This is a genomic window from Acinetobacter sp. WCHA45 (assembly GCF_002165255.2).
Lineage (GTDB): Bacteria > Pseudomonadota > Gammaproteobacteria > Pseudomonadales > Moraxellaceae > Acinetobacter.
Genome location: NZ_CP028561.1, coordinates 1734364 through 1754156, shown reverse-complemented (window position 1 = coordinate 1754156; position 19793 = coordinate 1734364). Strand labels below are relative to the sequence as shown.

Genomic DNA, 19793 nt, shown 5'->3' with positions numbered 1-19793 from the left:
TGATTAATCGGGTTGGGCTAAGACTAGTGCTTTGATCTTGTCAGCTTTTTCAAAATGATCAAGTCGATGTTTAATGATCCACCAATGGGGCAGTTTCCATTAAGTGTTCAGGATCATCATTTTTATTGGCAAAAAAGGTATAGAAAGAAAGTCCGACGTTACTGCCTTTTTTTGCAATTTTTTCATCGCAGACCTGTAGGATTTTGGCTTTGAGTTCGGCTCTCATATTATCCTTTATTCATTAAAGAAAATAATATGCAGATCATAGCATTCCCAATATCGAAAATTCTCATAGTTAGATTTTTAATATCTATTTTGAAATCTAAAAAACCAGCTATTTTCATAACTGGCTTTTGTTAATGATGAATCAATTTAGCCTAGGCAGTAAAGTTAGAACTTTTTCTCAACAGAGAATTGGAAACTCGCCATACCTTGATTTGTTCTTGCTTGATATAAACTACCGTCAGATTGATTGGTCAGTCGTTCTTTATAATCTGTACTGAGTAGATTGTTGAGATTTAAACTTGCCGCCCAGCCACCAGTGAAACGCTTGGTTGCACTGAGGTCTAATCCAAAACGTTGATTGGTGGTTCGATCATAAGGTTGACCATCTAAACCACGCGTAAATTCAGGTGTATAGCTCACATTGATACTGGTAGAAAGCTGCCAAGGCTTAAAGTTATAAGATAACCCCGCACTTGCATTATATGGGGCAACATCGCTGACTAAACGCTCATTATGCTGTTCATCTTCAACTTTTGCACGAATCGTTGATATTTGCCCATTCAGCATAAATGAATGACCTGCATCCGTTTGTTTCAGCGCATAACGTCCAGAAAGTTCAACACCATAGGTCGTTGCTTGATTTTGGTTTTGTGGACGTTCAACATAACGTGACCCTTCAAGCGCAATCACCTTTTCGATGTAATCTTTAATTTCGCGATGATATGCAGTTAAACTCATACCACCATTCGCTGAGTCATATGCCAGAGTTGATTCTACAGCGCTTGTTTTCTCTGGTTTTAAGTCAGGATTACCACCGCGATCAGGATTATTCAATGAACCAGCATCGCTATCTGTAGAAACAGTGACATTCGGAATGAGACGATCAGTTTTTGGACTGTTAAATGCTTGGCTCAGGTTGGTTTGAATCGACCATTGTTCGGTTAGATCAAAACGATAAGCAAGTACAGGGCTAAGATGTTGGTCCTGATAATCAACTAGACCAGAGCGATTTAACCATTCTTGGCGCGCGCCCAACGTAATGGTTTGTCGATCTGTAAAACGCCAGCTTCCCTCGGCATATAAAGCATAACGTTCCTCATCTAAACGATTGCTCACATTACTGTCTAAATTACTACTCCGTGTATCAACACCAAATTTGATTTGACGAGTCGGATCTAATTTACGCATCCCATCATAAGCGAGGCCATATTCATGAATGGTTTCATCGGTATAAATGGTATTTTGAGGTGAACGGGTGAGTTGAGTTTCGGTTTGACGTTCAACGGATAGCCGAATCTTATCGCTTAAGTCTTTGTCTTTTCGCTCATAACGTGTATTTAAACGAATGCTATCATTTTTATCATCTTGCGTTTGATTGGCTGAATAACCATCCATTTTGATGTTGCGATAGAATAATTCGGCAATCAATTTTTGTTGATCATCGAGATCGTATTGCAAGCGAGGTGAAAACATTTGCATGCTTCGATTGACCGTGCGCGATTGTTCACGTGTACCCGCTGATGTTTCTGTTTTGGTTAGGGATGTGTTATCAACCCACATTTGATTTGCAGAAACACTATATGACCATTGATTTTCACGACCATCAGCTTGTAGGCTGATTTTTTTTTCGCTCTTTGATTGTTTCTCAGAATCCTCATACTTACCATAACCTACTTTTATCGAGCCACTGATGCGACTATCGAGAGGTTCTTTCAAAATAATATTGATAACAGCTGATGACGCAACAGACGCTTGAGCAACACTTGGCTGCTTCACGACTTCAATTCGTTCAATCATTTCAGGGGTAATCGTGTCAATAATAGACATCCCACCACGTGGTCCACCTTGCACAGGTTCACCATTGATAAGGAATGTTGGACCAGCTCCACCACGGAAACGCATTCCAGAAGCGCCGCCACCACCGCGTGGACCTTGTCCAGGTGTCGGAAGTTGAAATCCAGCAGCTCTACGTAATGCATCCATGACGGATTGATCGCCGTACTGTAGCATTTCATCACGGGTGATAATGGTTTTAGGTACAGCACTTATATCATCATCTTTTGGTTTCTGTGGCTCTGCCGATGCTTTAAACGATAGGGTAGGTAAAACCTGCGTTGCTGTTTCTGTAGGTATTGTTATGTTGCTATCAGCGGCGAAAACTGAAGTGCTGATACTCAGTAATGCCGAGCTAAGTACACTCAATTTCCCAGAATAGAGTGGATATTTCATTCAAGTACCCCAAAAGAAAGATCAAATTATTTTGTGTGTAGCCTAATGTAAAATTGTGTAGAAAAATGGAATTTAGCTTAAATAAGCCTCAGATTTAAAAAATATTTTTTTAATTATTTATCCGCTATTAAAGAGCATGATTTCGTAAAAATTGACTGCTTAATAAGCTGTAAGAAAGAATTTATGTAAAATATGGTAAAAATAAGAATTATTTTCATTAATATTGTATTGTTTTTTATATTTTAAGTTTTTCTTAATATTTGTCTGATTTTTGTTTGGAATTTTTATGACATCTCGATATGTTACGCTCTCTTACAAGCCTATTTTTAGATTTAGTGCATTAAGCTTAATGCTCTTACAAGCGCAGTACCTATTTGCCAACGAAAACAATATTCAGGCTGCGGTTATGCCAACGATTAAAATTGAAGCAATGAGTGAGCTTGATCCAATTAAAAGCTATATTGATTATGATCAAGCCAGCGTGACTCGAAATGGGCTAAAGAAAAAAGATATTCCTCAAACGATTGATACCATTGATGTTCAGAAATATAAAATCTATGGTGCAAATGATTTAAGTGTCATGTTACAGGGAATACCTGGGGTATCAACGAGCTATGATATGCGTGGTGATGGCATCAACTTGCGCGGATTTAATGTAGATACTGGCGATATCTATCGTGATGGTGTCCGTGAAAGTGGTCAAGTTCGCCGTAGTACTGCCAATATTGAGCGTATTGAAATATTGAAGGGTCCAGCATCAGTCTAAAGGGATAGAGTTTAGCTTTATTGGACGTGCTTTAGATAACTTGTTTGTACGGGGAGGCTATAGCTATATGGATACAGAGATTTCTAAAGACAATAAAGCGGCCAATGTTGGTAAAGTACTCAATAATACTCCACGCCATACTGGAAACTTATTTATACGCTATTTACCAGTCGAGAAGATCTATGGTGAAATTGGCGCAACTTATGTTGGTGATGCGAAGATATATTCCAATGGCAATTTAGATAATACGCCTATCGATTTTCAAGGATTCACGCGTTTAGATGCTGCAATTGGTTATAGCGCTGATCCTTGGAACGTTACGCTTGCTGTAAATAACCTAACCAATAAAGACTATTGGCGCTCAGAGTCAATTCCTGGAACACCACGTAATGTTCTAGTTCGATTGAATTATCAGTTTTAAACTTGTTTAGATCGCATATGAGTAAAAGCGTCTTTAGTTAAACTAAAGACGCTTTTTTATTTGATTTTTGATAATAATCCATCTTTAATTTTAACAAATGTTATAAAAAATGCTTAAATTTCAAGCTATCTAATTGAATTATATAAAATGGAATTGCATTAAGAATATAAATAATTTAAGATTTATTTGGATGAAAAATATACAAAATCAATTCATAAATAATCATATAATTGTGAATTATTTCTAATTTTTGATTATTTAATGTTAATTAATTCTCTTTTTTGTTTATTATTGTTAATATTCAAGAAAAGCATACAATAGAGATAATAATAATGAAGAAATTCCTTCCATTGCTTGTTGTTTGTTCGATTGTTGTTTTAGGTTACGCTGCATATGTAGATGCCCAAGATAAAAGACACCAAGAGCTTACGAAAATTGTAAATGATGCGGAACAGAGTTTGCATATGATCCAGAATAATCCTAATTATACCAAGCATACACATTTGTCATCGTATAAGAACGATCAATAGTCATTGATATTAATCAATAATTATTGCAATTCAGTGTATGTGTCTTTCTAGAATGTATGATAACTAGCCTTTTTTTGATTTGAAGCCGTCAAGTTTTGCTTAAAATCTGTTAAAATATTTACCATTGAATAAAAAGCTGCATCTCGTTATGCAGCTTTTTACATTTTGATAGCGGGTCACATTTATACATCTTGTTGGTGTCACAAGTATTCGGCTGGCATAGAGATTGCTTTGTCGTTGTGTATGCCATTTCGCAAATTCAAAAAAGATTGAAATGCAAGTGTATAGATTTCAATTCCTAAGATCTCAGATTTTAACAGGTGCTATGTTATGACAACGCCTAATGCTTCGGTTGGTGTTTTAGAACGCTTATTTAAATTAAGTGAGAACAAAACCAACTTCAGAACAGAAGTTCTAGCGGGTGTAACTACATTTTTGACGATGTGTTACATCATTATTGTAAACCCACTTATTCTTTCCGAAACTGGAATGGATCATGGTGCCGTGTTTGTTGCAACCTGTTTAGCTGCTGCTATTGGTTGCTTGGTAATGGGGATTGTTGCCAATTATCCAATCGCACTTGCACCGGGGATGGGCCTAAATGCCTACTTTACCTATTCGGTCTGTTTAGGCATGGGTGTACCTTGGCAGACGGCGCTTGCGGCTGTTTTTGTATCAGGTTTAATCTTTTTGGCAATCAGCTTTTTTAAAATTCGTGAAGCGATTGTCAATGCCATTCCTATGTCGCTTAAATTTGCGATTGGCGGGGGTATTGGTTTATTTCTTGCCCTCATTGCGCTTAAAAATGCAGGCATCATTGTAGACAATCCAGCGACTTTAGTTGGTCTGGGAAATATCAAGCAACCTACGGTTTTACTGGCTTTATTTGGCTTTTTAATGATTGTGGTTTTACACCAGTTAAAAGTTCGTGGTGCGATCATCATTAGTATTCTTGCTGTGACTGGAATAGCGACAGCTTTAGGCTTAAATGAATTTAAAGGTGTTGTTGGACAAATTCCATCGATTGCACCCACCTTTATGCAAATGGACTTTGAAGGTTTATTTACTGCAAGTATGGTTGGTGTGATTTTTGTCTTCTTTATTGTCGATTTATTTGATAGTACAGGGACTTTAGTTGGTGTTTCACATCGCGCTGGATTGCTTCAAGATGGTAAATTACCACGATTAAAGAAAGCGTTGTTTGCTGATTCAACAGCAATTGTTGCAGGTGCAGCATTAGGTACATCTTCAACCACACCTTATATCGAATCTGCATCTGGCGTTGCTGCGGGTGGTCGTACAGGTTTGACTGCCGTTGTCGTTGCATTCTTATTTATTGGCTGCTTATTCTTGGCACCATTAGCTCAATCTGTTCCAAGTTTTGCAACAGCTCCTGCATTATTATTTATCGGTGTGTTGATGATTCAAGGAATCACACATATTGATTGGGATGATATTACAGAAGCAGTACCTGCATTTTTAACGATTGTATTTATGCCATTTACGTATTCAATTGCGGATGGTATTGCAATGGGCTTTATTAGTTATGCATTAGTCAAATTATTTACAGGCAAAGCAAAAACAGTTCCTTACATGGTTTGGATTATTGCTGCACTGTGGGTATTTAAATTTATTGCATTTGGTGGTTAAGCCATTTAAAAGTTATTGATAAAACCTTTAGAGGGTGTACCGAACAGGCAACACCCTTTTTTATTTAAACATGGAGTTAATATGAATCAAATCGAGCTGATTCGTGCTTTACCCAAAGCCGAATTGCATGTGCATATTGAAGGGACTTTTGAACCAGAACTGATGTTTGCAATTGCACAGCGTAATCAGATTCAGATTCCGTATCAATCAGTTGAGGAAGTAAAGCAAGCCTACAACTTCCATAATCTTCAATCATTTCTTGATATCTATTATGCTGGTGCGAACGTGCTGGTGCATGAACAAGATTTTTATGATCTAGCTTGGGCATATTTCGAGAAATGTGCTGAAGATCGTGTCGTGCATACAGAGATGTTCTTCGACCCACAAACACATACTGAGCGTGGGGTTGAATTTGCAACGGTACTGGCAGGTTTAAAGCGTGCTTGTAAAGATGCTCAAGAAAAATTAGGGATTAGTTCTCAATTGATCATGTGCTTTTTGCGTCATTTAAGTGAAGAAAAAGCATTTGAAACACTTGCGCAAGCCTTGCCATTTAAAGATGACATTATTGCAATTGGTTTAGATTCAAGCGAAGTAGGGCATCCTCCTTCGAAATTTGAACGTGTTTTTGCTAAAGCACGTGAAGCAGGTTTCTTGATTGTGGCACATGCAGGTGAAGAAGGCCCACCAGAATATATCTGGGAAGCTTTGGATTTACTCAAAGTAAACCGTATTGATCATGGTGTTCGCTCAGAAGAAGATGAGCAGTTAATGGTACGTTTAATCGCAGAAAAAATGCCATTAACAGTTTGCCCTTTAAGTAATTTAAAGCTTTGTGTTGTCAATGACATGGGCGAGCATAACATCCGCCGTTTATTACAAAAAGGTGTGCATGTTACTGTAAACTCGGATGATCCTTCATATTTCGGTGGTTATATGAATGATAACTTTGTAGCAATTCAGCAGGCTTTAGATTTATCGAATGAGGAGCTTAAGCAACTTGCAATTAACTCTTTTGAGGCATCCTTTATTTCTGATGATGAGAAACAGAAATGGATTGCAGAAGTAAAAAAGATTTAAATGTAAAAAACCGCATTAAGCGGTTTTTTTATGTGTCAGGATTTATTTAGGTTGGCGCAACATACTCAATAAGACATTATCTTTATCAATGATGTGATGTTTTATTGCTGCTAAAGCATGACCAACAATAAGTAAACCTGCAAACCAAGAAAGATAAATGTGTAATGGTTTCACTATTTCAAGCAGGTCAGGATTATCTTGAACTAGGCGAGGAATTTCAAATAAATATAAAACAGGAGCTGGATGTCCAGCACTCCAGCTAAATAAACAGCCGGTAATTGGTAGCGCAAGTAGCATGAAATACAGTAAGAAATGGCCGATATGAGCCAAAGTCTTCATCATAGGTGACATGGTGTTTGGTAGTTTAGGGACTGGGTGGGTATAACGCCAAAAAATTCGAATCACAACCAGAAAGATAATGGTGGTAGCTATATTTTTATGTAGTGTAATAACATTGCCTTTGAAGCTTCCATCAACGTCATAGCTGAGAAAATTCCCACTGTAAAAGCCGATCAGCCAAGCTGTGATAAAAATAACCGCCATCAGCCAGTGTAAAATTTGCGCTGTGCGAGTGTAATATTGTGCTGAGGTTGACATCGCAACATCCTAGCGGTGAATATGAGTTTTACGATTTTAAATAGCTCATTTTTCTTCATATACAGTGTATATGTAACAGAGCGTTTTACGTGTAGAGCAGTAAGTCAAATGCAACTTGATTGTTATATTATGTAAAGAATCTACACAGTCATTTCTTTCAAGTCATCCTTTAGGCACAATACGCGTGCTAAAATTTTGGATACAGGTTTGAGTTCGTGAAAAAATTATTCTTTATCGTACCTATGTTATTTGCTTTAAATGGGTGTGTTGCGCCAAATACTAATAATTCCACTGCAACAACATCTCAGCAGCTAGGTATGGCTGCATTAAAAATTGCTGTGAATGCAAAATGTATTAATGAGATCAATACATTACCAGCATGGAAAACAGCGACACGTTTAATGACATCTGAGCAACGTGAAAACATTCAAACGAATGTATGTGGATGTGTTAGTGAAAAAGCACCAAATAGTGTAACGACTGTTGAATTGGCCACAGCTGCGATTGATCCTACAGCGCGTGCAACGATTGTAAATCAAGTTGTTTCTAAAACAGTAAATGCCTGTGTCGCAGAAGTGTTGAAGAAATAATTCTGATGAAATACGCTAAGCAGAGCTAAGTTTGACTTGGTTCTGCTTTTTTACATGAAATTGATATGGTCTTATAATTGAAGATCGTGTTAATAGACTTATATGATTAAATTATAAAAATACCTACATTTAGAATAGGTTTTGTATCAATAAGAACAATTTTTTTATTCTTTTCTCTTTCTTTACCTTATTTGCAGGTGTTGACGCACAAAGTGCTGAACCAACTAAACTGAAAATGGGTACGTCAGCAATACAATGTGCAGCACAAACCAAGTGTACTCATGATATCGATGATTTCGCGGCTTAGAAAGTTGTAAGTAAATTAATGACCATGAACCAAAAACAACAGAAGAAAAAGCAAATTTGTAAATGTGTTGGTAAAAATGCACCTACTGTATTATCTCCATCAGAGCTTGCTTTAGCGGCAGTTGATTCAAAAGCTAGAACAGCATTAACAGGCGTTGCTGTCGCAAAAACGATGAACGCTTGCGTATTAGAAGTGATAAAATAGAACAGTTTAAATAAGTTGTAATTAGTTGCTCTGAAGCAGCTAATCTTTGTGAGTAATATCATGTTTGTTGCTGGTGTAGATGAGGCAGGGCGTGGGCCTTTGGTCGGTTCAGTTGTTGCTGCTGCGGTAATTTTAGATCCCAATAATCCGATTGATGGTTTAAATGATTCTAAAAAATTAACTGAAAAGAAACGTGAAAAACTTTTCTTAGAAATCCAAGAGAAGGCCTTAGCTTGGTCAATTGCAGAAGCTTCCCACTTAGAAATTGACGAAATTAATATTTTACAGGCAACTTTTTTAGCCATGCGTCGTGCTGTAGATACCTTAAACATTCAGCCTGAAAAAGTGATTGTTGATGGCAACCAAATTCCGAAAGGAATTGAAATATTGTGTGAGGCGATTGTTGGTGGGGATGCAAGTCATGCGGAGATTAGCGCAGCAAGTATCTTGGCTAAAGTAACACGTGACCGTCAAATGCATGAACTAGATCAGCAGTATCCTAATTACGGTTTTGCAAAACATAAAGGCTATCCAACCAAAGCGCATTTTGAAGCAATTGCAGTGTATGGCGTGATTGATCAACATCGTCGTAGTTATGCGCCAGTAAAAAAAGCACTGGGTTTATAAATATATAAATGAGTATCCATAAACAATTAAAGCGACTAATAATTAGTCGCTTTAATTGTTAGAGAAGAATTCTGTACATTAACGATTGAAGTTATTATGTCGAGTAAAATCGTTATTATCTTCTTCAAAAGAAAGTTGATAATCTTGATCAAGATGTTGTAAATGCTCATGCATAGCACGTTCATGTTGGATACGTTGGTAAATTTCCTCACGATGCACGGAAACTTCTTTTGGAGCATTTACACCAATACGCACCTGATTACCTTTTACGCCAAGCACAGTAACACTGACTTGATCCCCAATCATTAATGTTTCTCCGACACGACGGGTCAGAATCAGCATGTTTATCTCCTTGCTAAACGCTTAAACTTGCGACAGGGAATTCATTATTTGAAAGCACAGCCTTAATATACAGAAAATTTTAACAGAAATATGTAAAAAACAGCTTTTTTTCGTAAGTTCTGCCGAGTTTTTCTGAAAAACCTCACAACTTAATATAACAGAGCCACTGTAATAAAAACTATAGTGGCTCTGTATTTTTTACCATTTACTTGAAAGTAAATATGTTTATTGTACTATGAATTAAGCACGTGCACTGCTTTCGCCATGTTCACGGTCTAAACCAAAAGCAGTATGTAGGCAACGTACAGCAAGCTCTAAGTAGTTTTCTTCAATGATGACAGAAATCTTAATTTCTGAAGTAGAAATCATGAGGATATTAATGCTTTCATCTGCAAGGGCTGTGAACATTTTGCTTGCTACACCAGCATGTGAGCGCATACCTACACCAACAATAGACACTTTTACGATGTCATCGCGAGTTACAACTTCACAGCCTTCAATGCTGCTTGCTGTTTGGTCCAAGATTGCTTTAGCTTTAGCAAGATCATTGCGATTTACAGTAAAGGTAAAATCAGTAGTACCATCTTCTTCAACATTTTGGATAATCATATCCACTTCAATGTTAGCATCACTAATCGGGGATAAGATTTTAGAGGCAATGCCCGGTTCATCTGGAACACCCAAAATCGTTAATTTTGCTTCGTCACGGTTAAATGCAATACCTGCAATAATTGGTTGTTCCATGTCGTCTTCTGCCTCAGTCGTGATTAATGTGCCTACGTTTTGTTTGAAATCTTCATCAAATGCGCCGTCATTGTCATTATCAAAGCTTGATAATACACGTAATGGAACTTGATATTTGCCTGCGAATTCAACCGAACGAATTTGTAAAACTTTTGAACCTAAAGATGCCATTTCAAGCATTTCTTCAAAAGAGATACGGTCAACTTTTTTCGCTTTAGGTGCAACACGAGGATCAGTGGTATAAACACCATCCACATCTGTGTAAATTTGGCATTCATCTGCTTTTAATGCAGCTGCAAGCGCTACACCAGAGGTATCTGAGCCGCCACGACCTAATGTTGTAATATTTCCTTCAGCATCAAAGCCTTGGAAACCTGCGACAACAATCACACGACCAGCATCTAAGTCAGCTGTCATGACATCGGTATCAATAGATTCGATACGCGCTTTGGTAAATGCGCTGTCAGTTTTAATACCAACTTGACGTCCAGTGTATGATTTAGCTTCTACACCAATAGAATTCAGTGCCATAGCTAACATGGAAATCGTTACTTGCTCACCCGTAGACACCATTTGATCAAGTTCACGTGGGTTAGGGGTGCTAGTAATGGCTTTAGCAAGCGCAAGTAAGCGGTTGGTTTCACCACTCATTGCCGATACAACCACGACCACTTTGTGACCGTGATCATGCCAACGCTTGACACGATGAGCAACATTTAAAATGCGCTCAGGAGTACCCATAGAGGTACCGCCATATTTTTGAACGATTAATGCCATAGTTGTTCCATATAAGCCATGACCCTGAGAGGCATCAGGGTCAGTTACACAAAAGTGAAGTTGTTATTATTGCTCAAGCCAAGCAGGCAATGCTGCGATTACTTGATCAAACTTCTCGTTAAGTGGCGCGCCACCTTGTGCTAAGTCAGGTTTACCACCACCTTTGCCACCAAGCTCTTGAGCTAAATGTTTGATGATGTCACCTGCTTTTAGAGTTGCAGCGTATTGTTTAGCGACAGAGGCGATTAAACTCACTTTATCACCGTCAACACCAGCTAAAATAATGACTGCATCTTCCAATTTTGATTTTACGCTGTCATGAAGATTGCGTAATGATTTGGCATCTAAACCTTTTACTGATGTGATAAGTGTTTGACGACCAGCAATTTCTTTCACTTGATCTAATAAATCAGCTGCTTGGAAGCTGGCTAATTTTTGATTCAATTGTTCAATTTGCTTTTGCAGACTTGATGCTGTTTCAACAATTGATTCAACTTTTTCTACAGTTTGATCTTTTTGCGCTTTCAATACAGCATTGATCGTCTGAATATCAGCTTCAGCTTTTTGAACAACTTCAAGTGCTTTGGTACCCGTTACGGCTTCAATACGGCGAACACCAGCTGCTACACCACCTTCAGAAGTGATTTTGAATAAACCAATATCACCTGTGCGCTTAACATGAATACCACCACAAAGCTCGATAGAGAAGTTTTTCTCTTCAATAATAGAACCCATAGAAAGTACACGAACTTCTTCGCCATACTTTTCACCAAAAAGCATCATTGCGCCTTTGGCCTTCGCCGATTCAATATCAAGTAATTCAGTGCTTACTGCCGTATTTGCAATCACTTCAGCATTGACTAAACGCTCAATCTGTTGCAATTGTTCAAATGAAACAGGTTGGTCATTGGCAAAGTCAAAACGTAAAATATCACTTGCAACCAAAGAACCTTTTTGTTGAACATGTTCACCCAGAATTTGACGTAAAGCGGCATGTAGAAGGTGAGTTGCAGAGTGGTTGCGTGCTGTTGCTGCACGAATATCCGCTTTAACCGTTGCTTCAACATTTTGAGTTGCTTTGAGGCTACCCATAGTGACGATACCTTGGTGTACAAAAGCGCCACCAGATTTTTTGGTATCTTGAACTTCAAAGATACCGGTATCGTTTTTGAAAATACCAGTGTCACCAATCTGACCACCACTTTCTGCATAGAAAGGGGTTTGGTTCAATATGATCAGTGCTTCATCGCCTTCGTTGATTTCATCAACTTGAATGCCATCTTTATAGATCGCAACAATTTGACCTTGACCTTGAGTTGCATCATAACCGTCAAATTGAGTTTCGCCTTCAACTTTTACAATGTTGTTATAATCAACTGCAAACTTACCAGCATCACGTGCACGTTGACGTTGAGCAGCCATTTCAACTTCGAAGCCAGCTTCGTCAATCGTAAGATCACGTTCACGCGCGATATCAGCAGTTAAGTCAGTCGGGAAACCGTAAGTATCGTAAAGTTTAAATACAGTTTCACCAGCAATCACATTGCCTTTTAGCTGAGCCAATTCACCTTCAAGTAATTTCAAGCCTTGTTCAAGTGTTTTCGCAAATTGCTCTTCTTCTTTTAGAAGTTGTGCTTCGATGCGTGCCTGTTGTGCTGCAAGTTCAGGATATGCTTCACCCATAACTTCAATTAGCGGTTGTAACATCTTGTAGAAGAATGAACCAGTCGCACCGAGCTTGTTACCATGACGCACTGCACGACGAATGATACGACGCAACACATAACCACGACCTTCATTTGAAGGATTAACACCGTCAGCAATCAAGAATGAGCATGAACGTGCATGATCTGCAATCACTTTTAAAGAAGCTGGGTATTCAACTGGTTTATTTTGAGCTTTCGCTTCAGCTTCAATTGCAGTGGTATCCAAACCAATGATTTCAGCGGCTGCTTTTAATAAGTGTTGGAACAGGTCAATTTCATAGTTTGAATTGACATGTTGTAGAACCGCAGAAATACGCTCCAAGCCCATACCTGTATCTACGGAAGGTGCTGGAAGAGGGTGCATGACACCATCCGCAGTACGGTTGAACTGCATGAATACGTTGTTCCAGATTTCGATGAAACGGTCGCCATCTTCTTCAGGTGAGCCTGGTAAACCACCCCAGATATGATCGCCATGATCATAGAAGATTTCAGAACACGGACCACAAGGACCTGTATCACCCATTGCCCAGAAGTTATCAGATGCGTATTTTCCGCCTTTGTTATCGCCAATACGAATGATACGTTCAGCATCGATTCCGATTTCTTTGTTCCAGATATCAAATGCTTCATCATCCGTATGATAAACCGTGACATATAAACGATCTTTCGGTAAGCCTAACCATTCTTCGCTAGTTAAAAATTCCCAAGCAAATTTCAGTGCATTTTCTTTAAAATAATCACCGAAAGAAAAGTTACCTAACATTTCAAAGAAAGTGTGATGACGTGCGGTATAACCTACATTGTCGAGGTCATTGTGTTTGCCGCCTGCACGTACACATTTTTGAGATGAAACAGCACGAACATAATCACGTTTTTCTAAACCTAAGAAACAATCTTTAAACTGGTTCATACCAGCATTGGTAAACAGTAAAGTTGGGTCGTTGGCAGGAACGAGAGAACTCGAAGCAACACGTGTATGCCCTTGCGATTCGAAGTAACGCAAAAATGCTTCACGGATTTCAGCGGATGTCATAAAACGAGTACTCACAACCAAGCGTCCATAATTTTTAAAAGTGCTAAATTATAACGGAAAATATGATCCTAACCAACGATTTTACAAGCAATATCATATAAAACTGTGTTTAAGCTAAAAATCTATATTCAATAGCGCTGTTCATGTTTTACCATATAGCATAGAAAAGATGATGTTTTGATGAAAGGGCTCTGCATGCAACGTATCGCTATCAATGGATTTGGTCGAATTGGTCGAAATGTATTACGTGCGTGGTTTGAGAGTCCAAAACAATTTCAATTTGATATCGTTGCTATCAACGACATTGCTGATGTGCAGACTTTGGTACATTTGTTTAAATACGATACCACGCATGGACGTTTTGCAGGTCAAGTTGAAATTCAGATTGAAAATGAACAGATATTTTTAAATATTCAGTCCCATCAACGACAATTAAAATTACAGGTATTTAAACAGGCTCAGCCAGAATTATTACCTTGGGCAGATTTAAAAATAGATGTTGTATTGGAATGTACGGGTCTATTCCGTTCACGTGCTGATGCGACTCGGCATGTCGCAGCAGGGGCAAAGCGCGTGATTATTGGAGCTGCACCTTTTGATTCGGTCGATGCAGCAATTGTCTATGGTGTTAATCACAATGATGTGAAACTAACTGATCAAATCATTTCAAGTGTGTCTTGTACTACTCAGGCCTTGGTTCCGTTGGTCAAAATCATTGATGATGCTTTCGGGATTGATACCGCCTTAATGACAGAAATCCATGCAGTCACAGCAGATCAATCGGTATTAGATCATGCACATCGAGATTTACGTCGTGCGCGAGCTTCAGGACAAAATATTATTCCAACCACATCGAGTGCCTTGGGTGCATTGAAACAGGTCATGCCAAAAATGGAAGATCGGATTGCTGGTTATTCGATTCGTGTACCGACCATTAATGTCGCAGCAATTGATTTAACTTTTGTTTCGCATTCACCAATTACAGTACACAAAGTCAATGAGGTTTTGAGTAAAGCAGCTCAATATGATTATGCGCAAATCATGCAAGTGACAGATGAAGATTTGGTTTCAAGTGATTTTAATCATTCACCCTATTCTTTAATCGTCGATTTAACTCAAACCATGGTGGTGGGTCATCAAGCTAAAGTGTTTGCATGGTATGATAATGAGTGGGGATATGCGAATCGACTACTTGATTTGTGTGAATCTTTTTGTAATTAAACAGATCATATATTAGAAATAGAATTTGGGGATAAAATTATGACATTGATGTTGATTTGGGGTTTCCTGATTGTTTTACTGGTGGCTGTTGCTTTTTTATTTTGGTTTCAGTTTAAAACGTCAACTGTACAAACCAAAGATATTTATGTTGCGCAATTAGAAGAAAAAGTAGTGCATTTAGAGTTGCATCTAAAAAAGAGTTTGGAAATTATGCAGGATCTCGCTAAGAAAATGCATGTACAACAAGAAGTTTTAGATAAAACTGTTGCCAATATTGCTGCATTAGAAAAACAAAATGTTGAGCTGGTGAATGTTTTGGAAATTATGGTCAAAGGAAGTAATAAAAACTTTTAAATATTTATTTGTATTCATACTGCTATTTTATATAATATTAGTTCCATAATAAATAACATTTACTTTATAGTTGTTGTATGAAAATTAATTTAAATCAATGTGCTTTTTTTATTGTATCGAGTTCTTTGCTTTTGACGGCATGCGGAAGTGGTCAAAGTAATCAGTCTCAAGTTGAAGAAAAACCAATTCAGGATAATGTACTTTATCAAGTTTATTATCAGGCGCCCAATATTTCTAATGATATTATCAATGATTATTTTGAAATAACAAAATATTCTATTCAAAATGATGAAATTAATTTCACAAAGTCTCATAATCAACCCTTAGATCAGGTGATATTGACTGAGACTAAAATTTTAGAAAAGGGTACACCACAACCGAATATCATTAAAAGAATATCCTCTACGCAATGGAGTTATGAGCGTACACCAGAACTCAAGCAAAATTTAAGTTTTGAATTGGTGAAATTAGATGGAGAAAAAGTATTTGATCGGCTATTACCCGGCTATCGAGAAAATATTGATTTAACTTCTCATTTAGATACTCGGCTTGATCAAGATTTAATTAAGTTTTATCAAAATTATAAAGATTCAGTATTTCCCAAAGATAGTTATTGCTATCGTTTAAAAGAAACTCAATGGAATCAGTCTTTTTTAGAGTCTGAATTGGTGTTTTCTACTTTCTCATTTTTTGATGAACAGAAGCAGCAAATGCTTTCTAGGTATAATAATTTAGGTGAAGACAGAAGGTATTTTAAGTTTTTAAATACTCAATGGCATGGTTATAACTTAATTTCCTTAGATAATTTAGAAACAGGTGAAACACAAAGCTTATTGGGAAATCGAGACAATCAAGCAGCAGATACTCAATTTAGTTCTAATTTATTATGGAGTGTGAATAAAAATTTGGCCTATGAGAAAAGTCATCTCTATTCAGGTGGAGACACTCCAATAGATTTATGGATGATGCAAAATCAACGTTTAAAAATCGCCAAACTAGAAAAAGGCTGTTTTGCATTCAATACACAGGCAATTAATGCAGTAAAAAAATTAAACTTGATTAACTGGAAGCAGGGTGATAGTTCAGATGTTGGGCGGTTCTTAGGGACGAGAACATGGGTTTCTCGTATTAGTGAATAGTTTCAATCTATTGAATTAACTCGTTAATTGTAGTTTAAATATTCAAGATAAAGAGAATTGAATCAATCACATTTCTTCAAATTCTCAGGTGCATCATATAAATCTTCGTGCTACACTACGCTGAATCGGGCATTCACCCGATTTTTTTATGTGGTTGCTTTTTGTGTGGATGCCTCCACATTGAACAGATTTTAGGTTTGAACATGACCATTTCAGAGACATGGTTGCTCCCTGACGGGGTAGCAGATGTATTGCCCGAACAAGCGCAAGTTGTTGAAGCTTTGCGTAGACAAGCATTAGATTTCCTTGCAGTTCGCGGCTATCAATTGGTATATACACCATTTATTGAATACATCGAATCGTTATCTTCACTTTCAGAATCAAATCAAGATTTAGATTTGGTTACATTTAAAGTTATTGATCAACTTTCTGGTCGTTTGCTTGGTGTGCGAGCGGATATGACACCGCAAGTTGCACGTATTGATGCGCATGTTCGACCAATTGAAGGTGTAGCTCGTTATTGCTATGCAGGTACAGTCCTTCATACAAAACCGCAAAACTTTAATGCAACACGCGCTCCACTCCAGTTGGGTGCGGAGCTATATGGTCATGACAGCATCGAAGCTGATGTCGAAATGATTGATGTTATGCTCGGTTTGTTGGAAAAAACAGATAGTTTACAAGGTGTTCACTTAGACTTAGGTCATGTTGGTTTATTCCGTAGTCTGGTTAAGCGCGCTGGTTTAAATAAAAATACTGAAAATCAGCTGTCTGATTTATATCAGCGTAAGGCTTTACCAGAATTAGAAGAATTTACTCAAGACTTGCCAATGGGTACTGATTTTTATGCTCTAGGTCGTTATGCGAGCGATCTAGAAGCTTTGCAAGCACATTTAAGTCCAAATATTTTAAATGATGTTGATTTTAAAAATGCGTTTGATGCATTGAAAACAACTTTTGCAGAAATAAGATCTCGCTGGTCTAGCCTTGATATTGGTATAGATGTCATTGAACTGCGTAGTTACCACTATCATACGGGTTTGATGTATGCCATTTATGCGCCTAATCGCGCTGCGCCACTTGCTCAGGGTGGGCGTTATGATGGTATTGGTGAGCACTTTGGTCGTGCTCGTCCAGCAACAGGTTTTAGTTGTGATTTATATGCTTTAGGCGCTACACAATTTGCTGAAATTGAAACAGTGGTCGCTCCTAAAGGCAATCAACAAGATCTATTGAATGCTATTGCTGATGCACGTACTCAAGGTTTAAGTGTAGTGCAATTGTTAGGTAATGATGATTTAAGCTCTGTACCTTATGCGACGCATCAAATGGTGTTGCAAAATGGGCAATGGGTAATTGAAAAAATTTAATTGCTAAGTTGAAAAAGCTTGGCTTCCAATTTTAACAGCATGATGTAATGAGGCTATTATGGGCAAAAATGTTGTGGTACTGGGTACCCAATGGGGCGACGAGGGTAAAGGTAAGATCGTCGACCTGCTCACAGATCAGGCGGCTGCGGTCGTACGCTATCAAGGTGGACACAATGCAGGTCACACACTTGTCGTCGGTGGTAAGAAGACTGTATTACACCTCATTCCATCAGGTATTTTACGTGAAAACGTATTGTGCTTAATCGGGAATGGTGTTGTTCTTTCTCCTGAAGCATTAATCAAAGAAATGGCAATTCTGGAAGCGGAAGGCGTACCTGTTAAAGAGCGTTTACGTATTTCACCAAACTGTCCTTTGATTTTGCCAAACCATATTGCATTAGACCAAGCACGTGAGAAAAAACGTGGTAATGCCAAAATTGGTACAACAGGTCGTGGCATTGGTCCAGCTTATGAAGATAAAGTTGCGCGTCGTGCTGTACGTGTAGCTGATTTAATTCGTGGTGGCGCATTACTTGAAGAAAAACTTAAGGAAATGCTAGAGCTGCATAACTTCCAACTTTCTCAATTCTATGGCGTTGATGAAGTTAAATTTGAAGATGTACTTGAGCTTTGTAATCAATGGCGTGAAGTGCTTGCACCATTAGTGATTGACGTGACTAAAGTGTTACATGATTACCGCAAAGAAGGTAAGTCAATTATGTTTGAGGGTGCTCAAGGTTCATTGCTTGACATCGATCATGGTACTTATCCGTTTGTAACAAGTTCGAATACAACCGCTGGTGGCGTAAGTTCTGGTTCTGGTATGGGTCCATTACATTTAGATTATGTATTAGGTATTACTAAAGCATATACAACACGTGTAGGTGCTGGTCCATTCCCAACTGAGTTGCATTACGATGCTGCTACAGATACTGGTGATGCGATTGGTCGTCATTTAGGTACTGTGGGGCACGAATTTGGTGCATCTACAGGTCGTCAACGTCGTTGTGGCTGGTTCGATGCTGAAATCCTACGTCGTTCAGTTGAAGTGAACTCATTGTCTGGTATTTGCTTGACTAAGCTAGATGTATTAGATGGTTTAGAAGAAATCAAGATCTGTGTAGGCTATGAAGATGTGGATTCAGGCTGTGCAGGTTCTTCTGATGCAATTTCATTTGAAAGCTTAAAACCAATCTATGAAACAATGCCAGGTTGGAGTGAGTCTACAGTAGGCTTAACTCAAATTGATCAACTTCCTGCAAATGCGTTGGCTTATGTAAAACGTCTTGAGCAGTTAATTGAATGCCCAATTGATATTGTTTCTACAGGTCCAGATCGTGCAGAAACCATTATTTTACGTCATCCATTTTCAGCTTAAACTGAATAGATAACGTCAAAAGCCTCTTTTTAAAAGGGGCTTTTTTATTTTTATGGATTTATATATCAAAAATCTCTAGCAAAAAATCAGCTTTTTATTCCAGTCATTGTTATTTCACAGAGTGGAAAATCCCCGTTATATTCACTCTACATTCAAACGAAGAGGGTTTTAACCATGACGAAAAAAACAATTCGCTATAATGGATGTGAACTGGCATGCCAATGTTAGGTTATATCAAGGCGATTAAAAAGGTACAAGCCAATTTTGATCAGGCGGGGAAAGGAATTGGTTTGAACATTTTAATACAATAAGAATAACCCTAAATGTTAAATAAAAAAACGAATAATAAATCTAGGGGAATCTACTGATTCCCTTATTTTTTCTAAAAATAAAACTGTTGTGCTTTGAAGTGGAGAGCACAGCAATTGTGATCGTTATAAATAATCGTATTGTGAGCTAAATAAAATGGTATTAGAATTTTAAATTGACAAGATATAAAA

General features: G+C 37.9%; 16 protein-coding genes and 2 pseudogenes. 12 read left to right on the top strand and 6 right to left on the bottom strand.

What is annotated here, in order from left to right:
- Window positions 1-3 precede the first annotated feature (3 nt).
- Together CDG55_RS09860 and CDG55_RS09855 are read right to left on the bottom strand one after the other, a co-directional pair.
- Window positions 4-226 (bottom strand): annotated as a pseudogene (locus tag CDG55_RS09860) (DUF6500 family protein).
- Window positions 227-390: 164 nt separating this feature from the next.
- Entirely contained in the window at window positions 391-2454 is a 2064-nt protein-coding gene (locus CDG55_RS09855; protein ID WP_087536082.1) for a TonB-dependent receptor plug domain-containing protein, read from the bottom strand.
- Window positions 2455-2740: 286 nt separating this feature from the next.
- Here CDG55_RS09855 and CDG55_RS15395 point away from each other — a divergent pair.
- From CDG55_RS15395 to CDG55_RS09835, 4 genes and pseudogenes are all read left to right on the top strand, one after another.
- Window positions 2741-3641 (top strand): annotated as a pseudogene (locus tag CDG55_RS15395) (TonB-dependent receptor domain-containing protein).
- Between the two features lie 332 nt (window positions 3642-3973).
- Window positions 3974-4171, top strand: a complete 198-nt coding sequence (locus tag CDG55_RS09845) for a hypothetical protein (protein ID WP_087536083.1) — start codon at window positions 3974-3976, stop codon at window positions 4169-4171.
- 330 nt (window positions 4172-4501) lie between these two features.
- Entirely contained in the window at window positions 4502-5821 is a 1320-nt protein-coding gene (locus tag CDG55_RS09840) for an NCS2 family permease (protein WP_005161017.1), read from the top strand.
- An 81-nt stretch (window positions 5822-5902) separates the two neighbouring features.
- A complete protein-coding gene (locus CDG55_RS09835) occupies window positions 5903-6901 on the top strand; it encodes an adenosine deaminase (RefSeq protein WP_087536084.1) in 999 nt (332 codons plus the stop codon).
- A gap of 42 nt (window positions 6902-6943) precedes the next feature.
- Here CDG55_RS09835 and CDG55_RS09830 read toward each other — a convergent pair whose 3' ends face one another.
- On the bottom strand, window positions 6944-7498 hold the full coding sequence (locus CDG55_RS09830) for a cytochrome b (protein WP_087536085.1): 555 nt from the start codon (window positions 7496-7498) through the stop codon (window positions 6944-6946).
- A gap of 215 nt (window positions 7499-7713) precedes the next feature.
- On the opposite strand from CDG55_RS09830, the gene CDG55_RS09825 reads away from it, so the two are divergent.
- The 3 genes from CDG55_RS09825 to rnhB all read left to right on the top strand — a co-directional run bounded on the left by CDG55_RS09825 (window position 7714) and on the right by rnhB (window position 9226).
- Entirely contained in the window at window positions 7714-8088 is a 375-nt protein-coding gene (locus CDG55_RS09825) for a hypothetical protein (RefSeq protein WP_005161007.1), read from the top strand.
- A 331-nt stretch (window positions 8089-8419) separates the two neighbouring features.
- Window positions 8420-8599, top strand: a complete 180-nt coding sequence (locus tag CDG55_RS15505) for a hypothetical protein (protein WP_228252554.1) — start codon at window positions 8420-8422, stop codon at window positions 8597-8599.
- 60 nt (window positions 8600-8659) lie between these two features.
- Window positions 8660-9226: a ribonuclease HII gene (rnhB, locus tag CDG55_RS09815; RefSeq protein ID WP_087536086.1), complete on the top strand. Its 567-nt coding sequence runs from the start codon at window positions 8660-8662 to the stop codon at window positions 9224-9226.
- 78 nt (window positions 9227-9304) lie between these two features.
- Here the strand turns inward: rnhB and csrA are convergent, their stop codons facing one another.
- The 3 genes from csrA to alaS all read right to left on the bottom strand — a co-directional run bounded on the left by csrA (window position 9305) and on the right by alaS (window position 13846).
- Window positions 9305-9568 (bottom strand): carbon storage regulator CsrA, encoded by a 264-nt coding sequence (gene csrA / locus CDG55_RS09810; RefSeq protein WP_004661337.1) that lies wholly within the window; start codon window positions 9566-9568, stop codon window positions 9305-9307.
- A gap of 240 nt (window positions 9569-9808) precedes the next feature.
- Window positions 9809-11089, bottom strand: a complete 1281-nt coding sequence (locus tag CDG55_RS09805; protein ID WP_004661340.1) for an aspartate kinase — start codon at window positions 11087-11089, stop codon at window positions 9809-9811.
- A gap of 66 nt (window positions 11090-11155) precedes the next feature.
- Window positions 11156-13846, bottom strand: a complete 2691-nt coding sequence (alaS, locus tag CDG55_RS09800) for an alanine--tRNA ligase (protein ID WP_171287518.1) — start codon at window positions 13844-13846, stop codon at window positions 11156-11158.
- Window positions 13847-14026: 180 nt separating this feature from the next.
- Here alaS and CDG55_RS09795 point away from each other — a divergent pair, with 180 nt between their 5' ends.
- From CDG55_RS09795 to CDG55_RS09775, 5 genes are all read left to right on the top strand, one after another.
- Entirely contained in the window at window positions 14027-15052 is a 1026-nt protein-coding gene (locus tag CDG55_RS09795) for a type I glyceraldehyde-3-phosphate dehydrogenase (RefSeq protein WP_087536088.1), read from the top strand.
- A gap of 39 nt (window positions 15053-15091) precedes the next feature.
- On the top strand, window positions 15092-15406 hold the full coding sequence (locus CDG55_RS09790; RefSeq protein ID WP_087536089.1) for a hypothetical protein: 315 nt from the start codon (window positions 15092-15094) through the stop codon (window positions 15404-15406).
- A 77-nt stretch (window positions 15407-15483) separates the two neighbouring features.
- Window positions 15484-16545: a hypothetical protein gene (locus tag CDG55_RS09785; protein WP_087536090.1), complete on the top strand. Its 1062-nt coding sequence runs from the start codon at window positions 15484-15486 to the stop codon at window positions 16543-16545.
- Between the two features lie 203 nt (window positions 16546-16748).
- A complete protein-coding gene (locus CDG55_RS09780) occupies window positions 16749-17915 on the top strand; it encodes an ATP phosphoribosyltransferase regulatory subunit (protein WP_087536091.1) in 1167 nt (388 codons plus the stop codon).
- Window positions 17916-17973: 58 nt separating this feature from the next.
- Window positions 17974-19293, top strand: a complete 1320-nt coding sequence (locus CDG55_RS09775) for an adenylosuccinate synthase (RefSeq protein WP_005160977.1) — start codon at window positions 17974-17976, stop codon at window positions 19291-19293.
- Window positions 19294-19793 lie beyond the last annotated feature (500 nt).

Bases quoted from the DNA above. Each gene is read 5' to 3' on its own strand.
- CDG55_RS09855 (WP_087536082.1), bottom strand. From the start codon at position 2,454: ATGAAATATCCACTCTATTCTGGGAAATTGAGTGTACTTAGCTCGGCA.
- CDG55_RS09845 (WP_087536083.1), top strand. From the start codon at position 3,974: ATGAAGAAATTCCTTCCATTGCTTGTTGTTTGTTCGATTGTTGTTTTA.
- CDG55_RS09840 (WP_005161017.1), top strand. From the start codon at position 4,502: ATGACAACGCCTAATGCTTCGGTTGGTGTTTTAGAACGCTTATTTAAA.
- CDG55_RS09835 (WP_087536084.1), top strand. From the start codon at position 5,903: ATGAATCAAATCGAGCTGATTCGTGCTTTACCCAAAGCCGAATTGCAT.
- CDG55_RS09830 (WP_087536085.1), bottom strand. From the start codon at position 7,498: ATGTCAACCTCAGCACAATATTACACTCGCACAGCGCAAATTTTACAC.
- CDG55_RS15505 (WP_228252554.1), top strand. From the start codon at position 8,420: ATGAACCAAAAACAACAGAAGAAAAAGCAAATTTGTAAATGTGTTGGT.
- rnhB (WP_087536086.1), top strand. From the start codon at position 8,660: ATGTTTGTTGCTGGTGTAGATGAGGCAGGGCGTGGGCCTTTGGTCGGT.
- csrA (WP_004661337.1), bottom strand. From the start codon at position 9,568: ATGCTGATTCTGACCCGTCGTGTCGGAGAAACATTAATGATTGGGGAT.
- CDG55_RS09805 (WP_004661340.1), bottom strand. From the start codon at position 11,089: ATGGCATTAATCGTTCAAAAATATGGCGGTACCTCTATGGGTACTCCT.
- CDG55_RS09795 (WP_087536088.1), top strand. From the start codon at position 14,027: ATGCAACGTATCGCTATCAATGGATTTGGTCGAATTGGTCGAAATGTA.
- CDG55_RS09790 (WP_087536089.1), top strand. From the start codon at position 15,092: ATGACATTGATGTTGATTTGGGGTTTCCTGATTGTTTTACTGGTGGCT.
- CDG55_RS09785 (WP_087536090.1), top strand. From the start codon at position 15,484: ATGAAAATTAATTTAAATCAATGTGCTTTTTTTATTGTATCGAGTTCT.
- CDG55_RS09780 (WP_087536091.1), top strand. From the start codon at position 16,749: ATGACCATTTCAGAGACATGGTTGCTCCCTGACGGGGTAGCAGATGTA.
- CDG55_RS09775 (WP_005160977.1), top strand. From the start codon at position 17,974: ATGGGCAAAAATGTTGTGGTACTGGGTACCCAATGGGGCGACGAGGGT.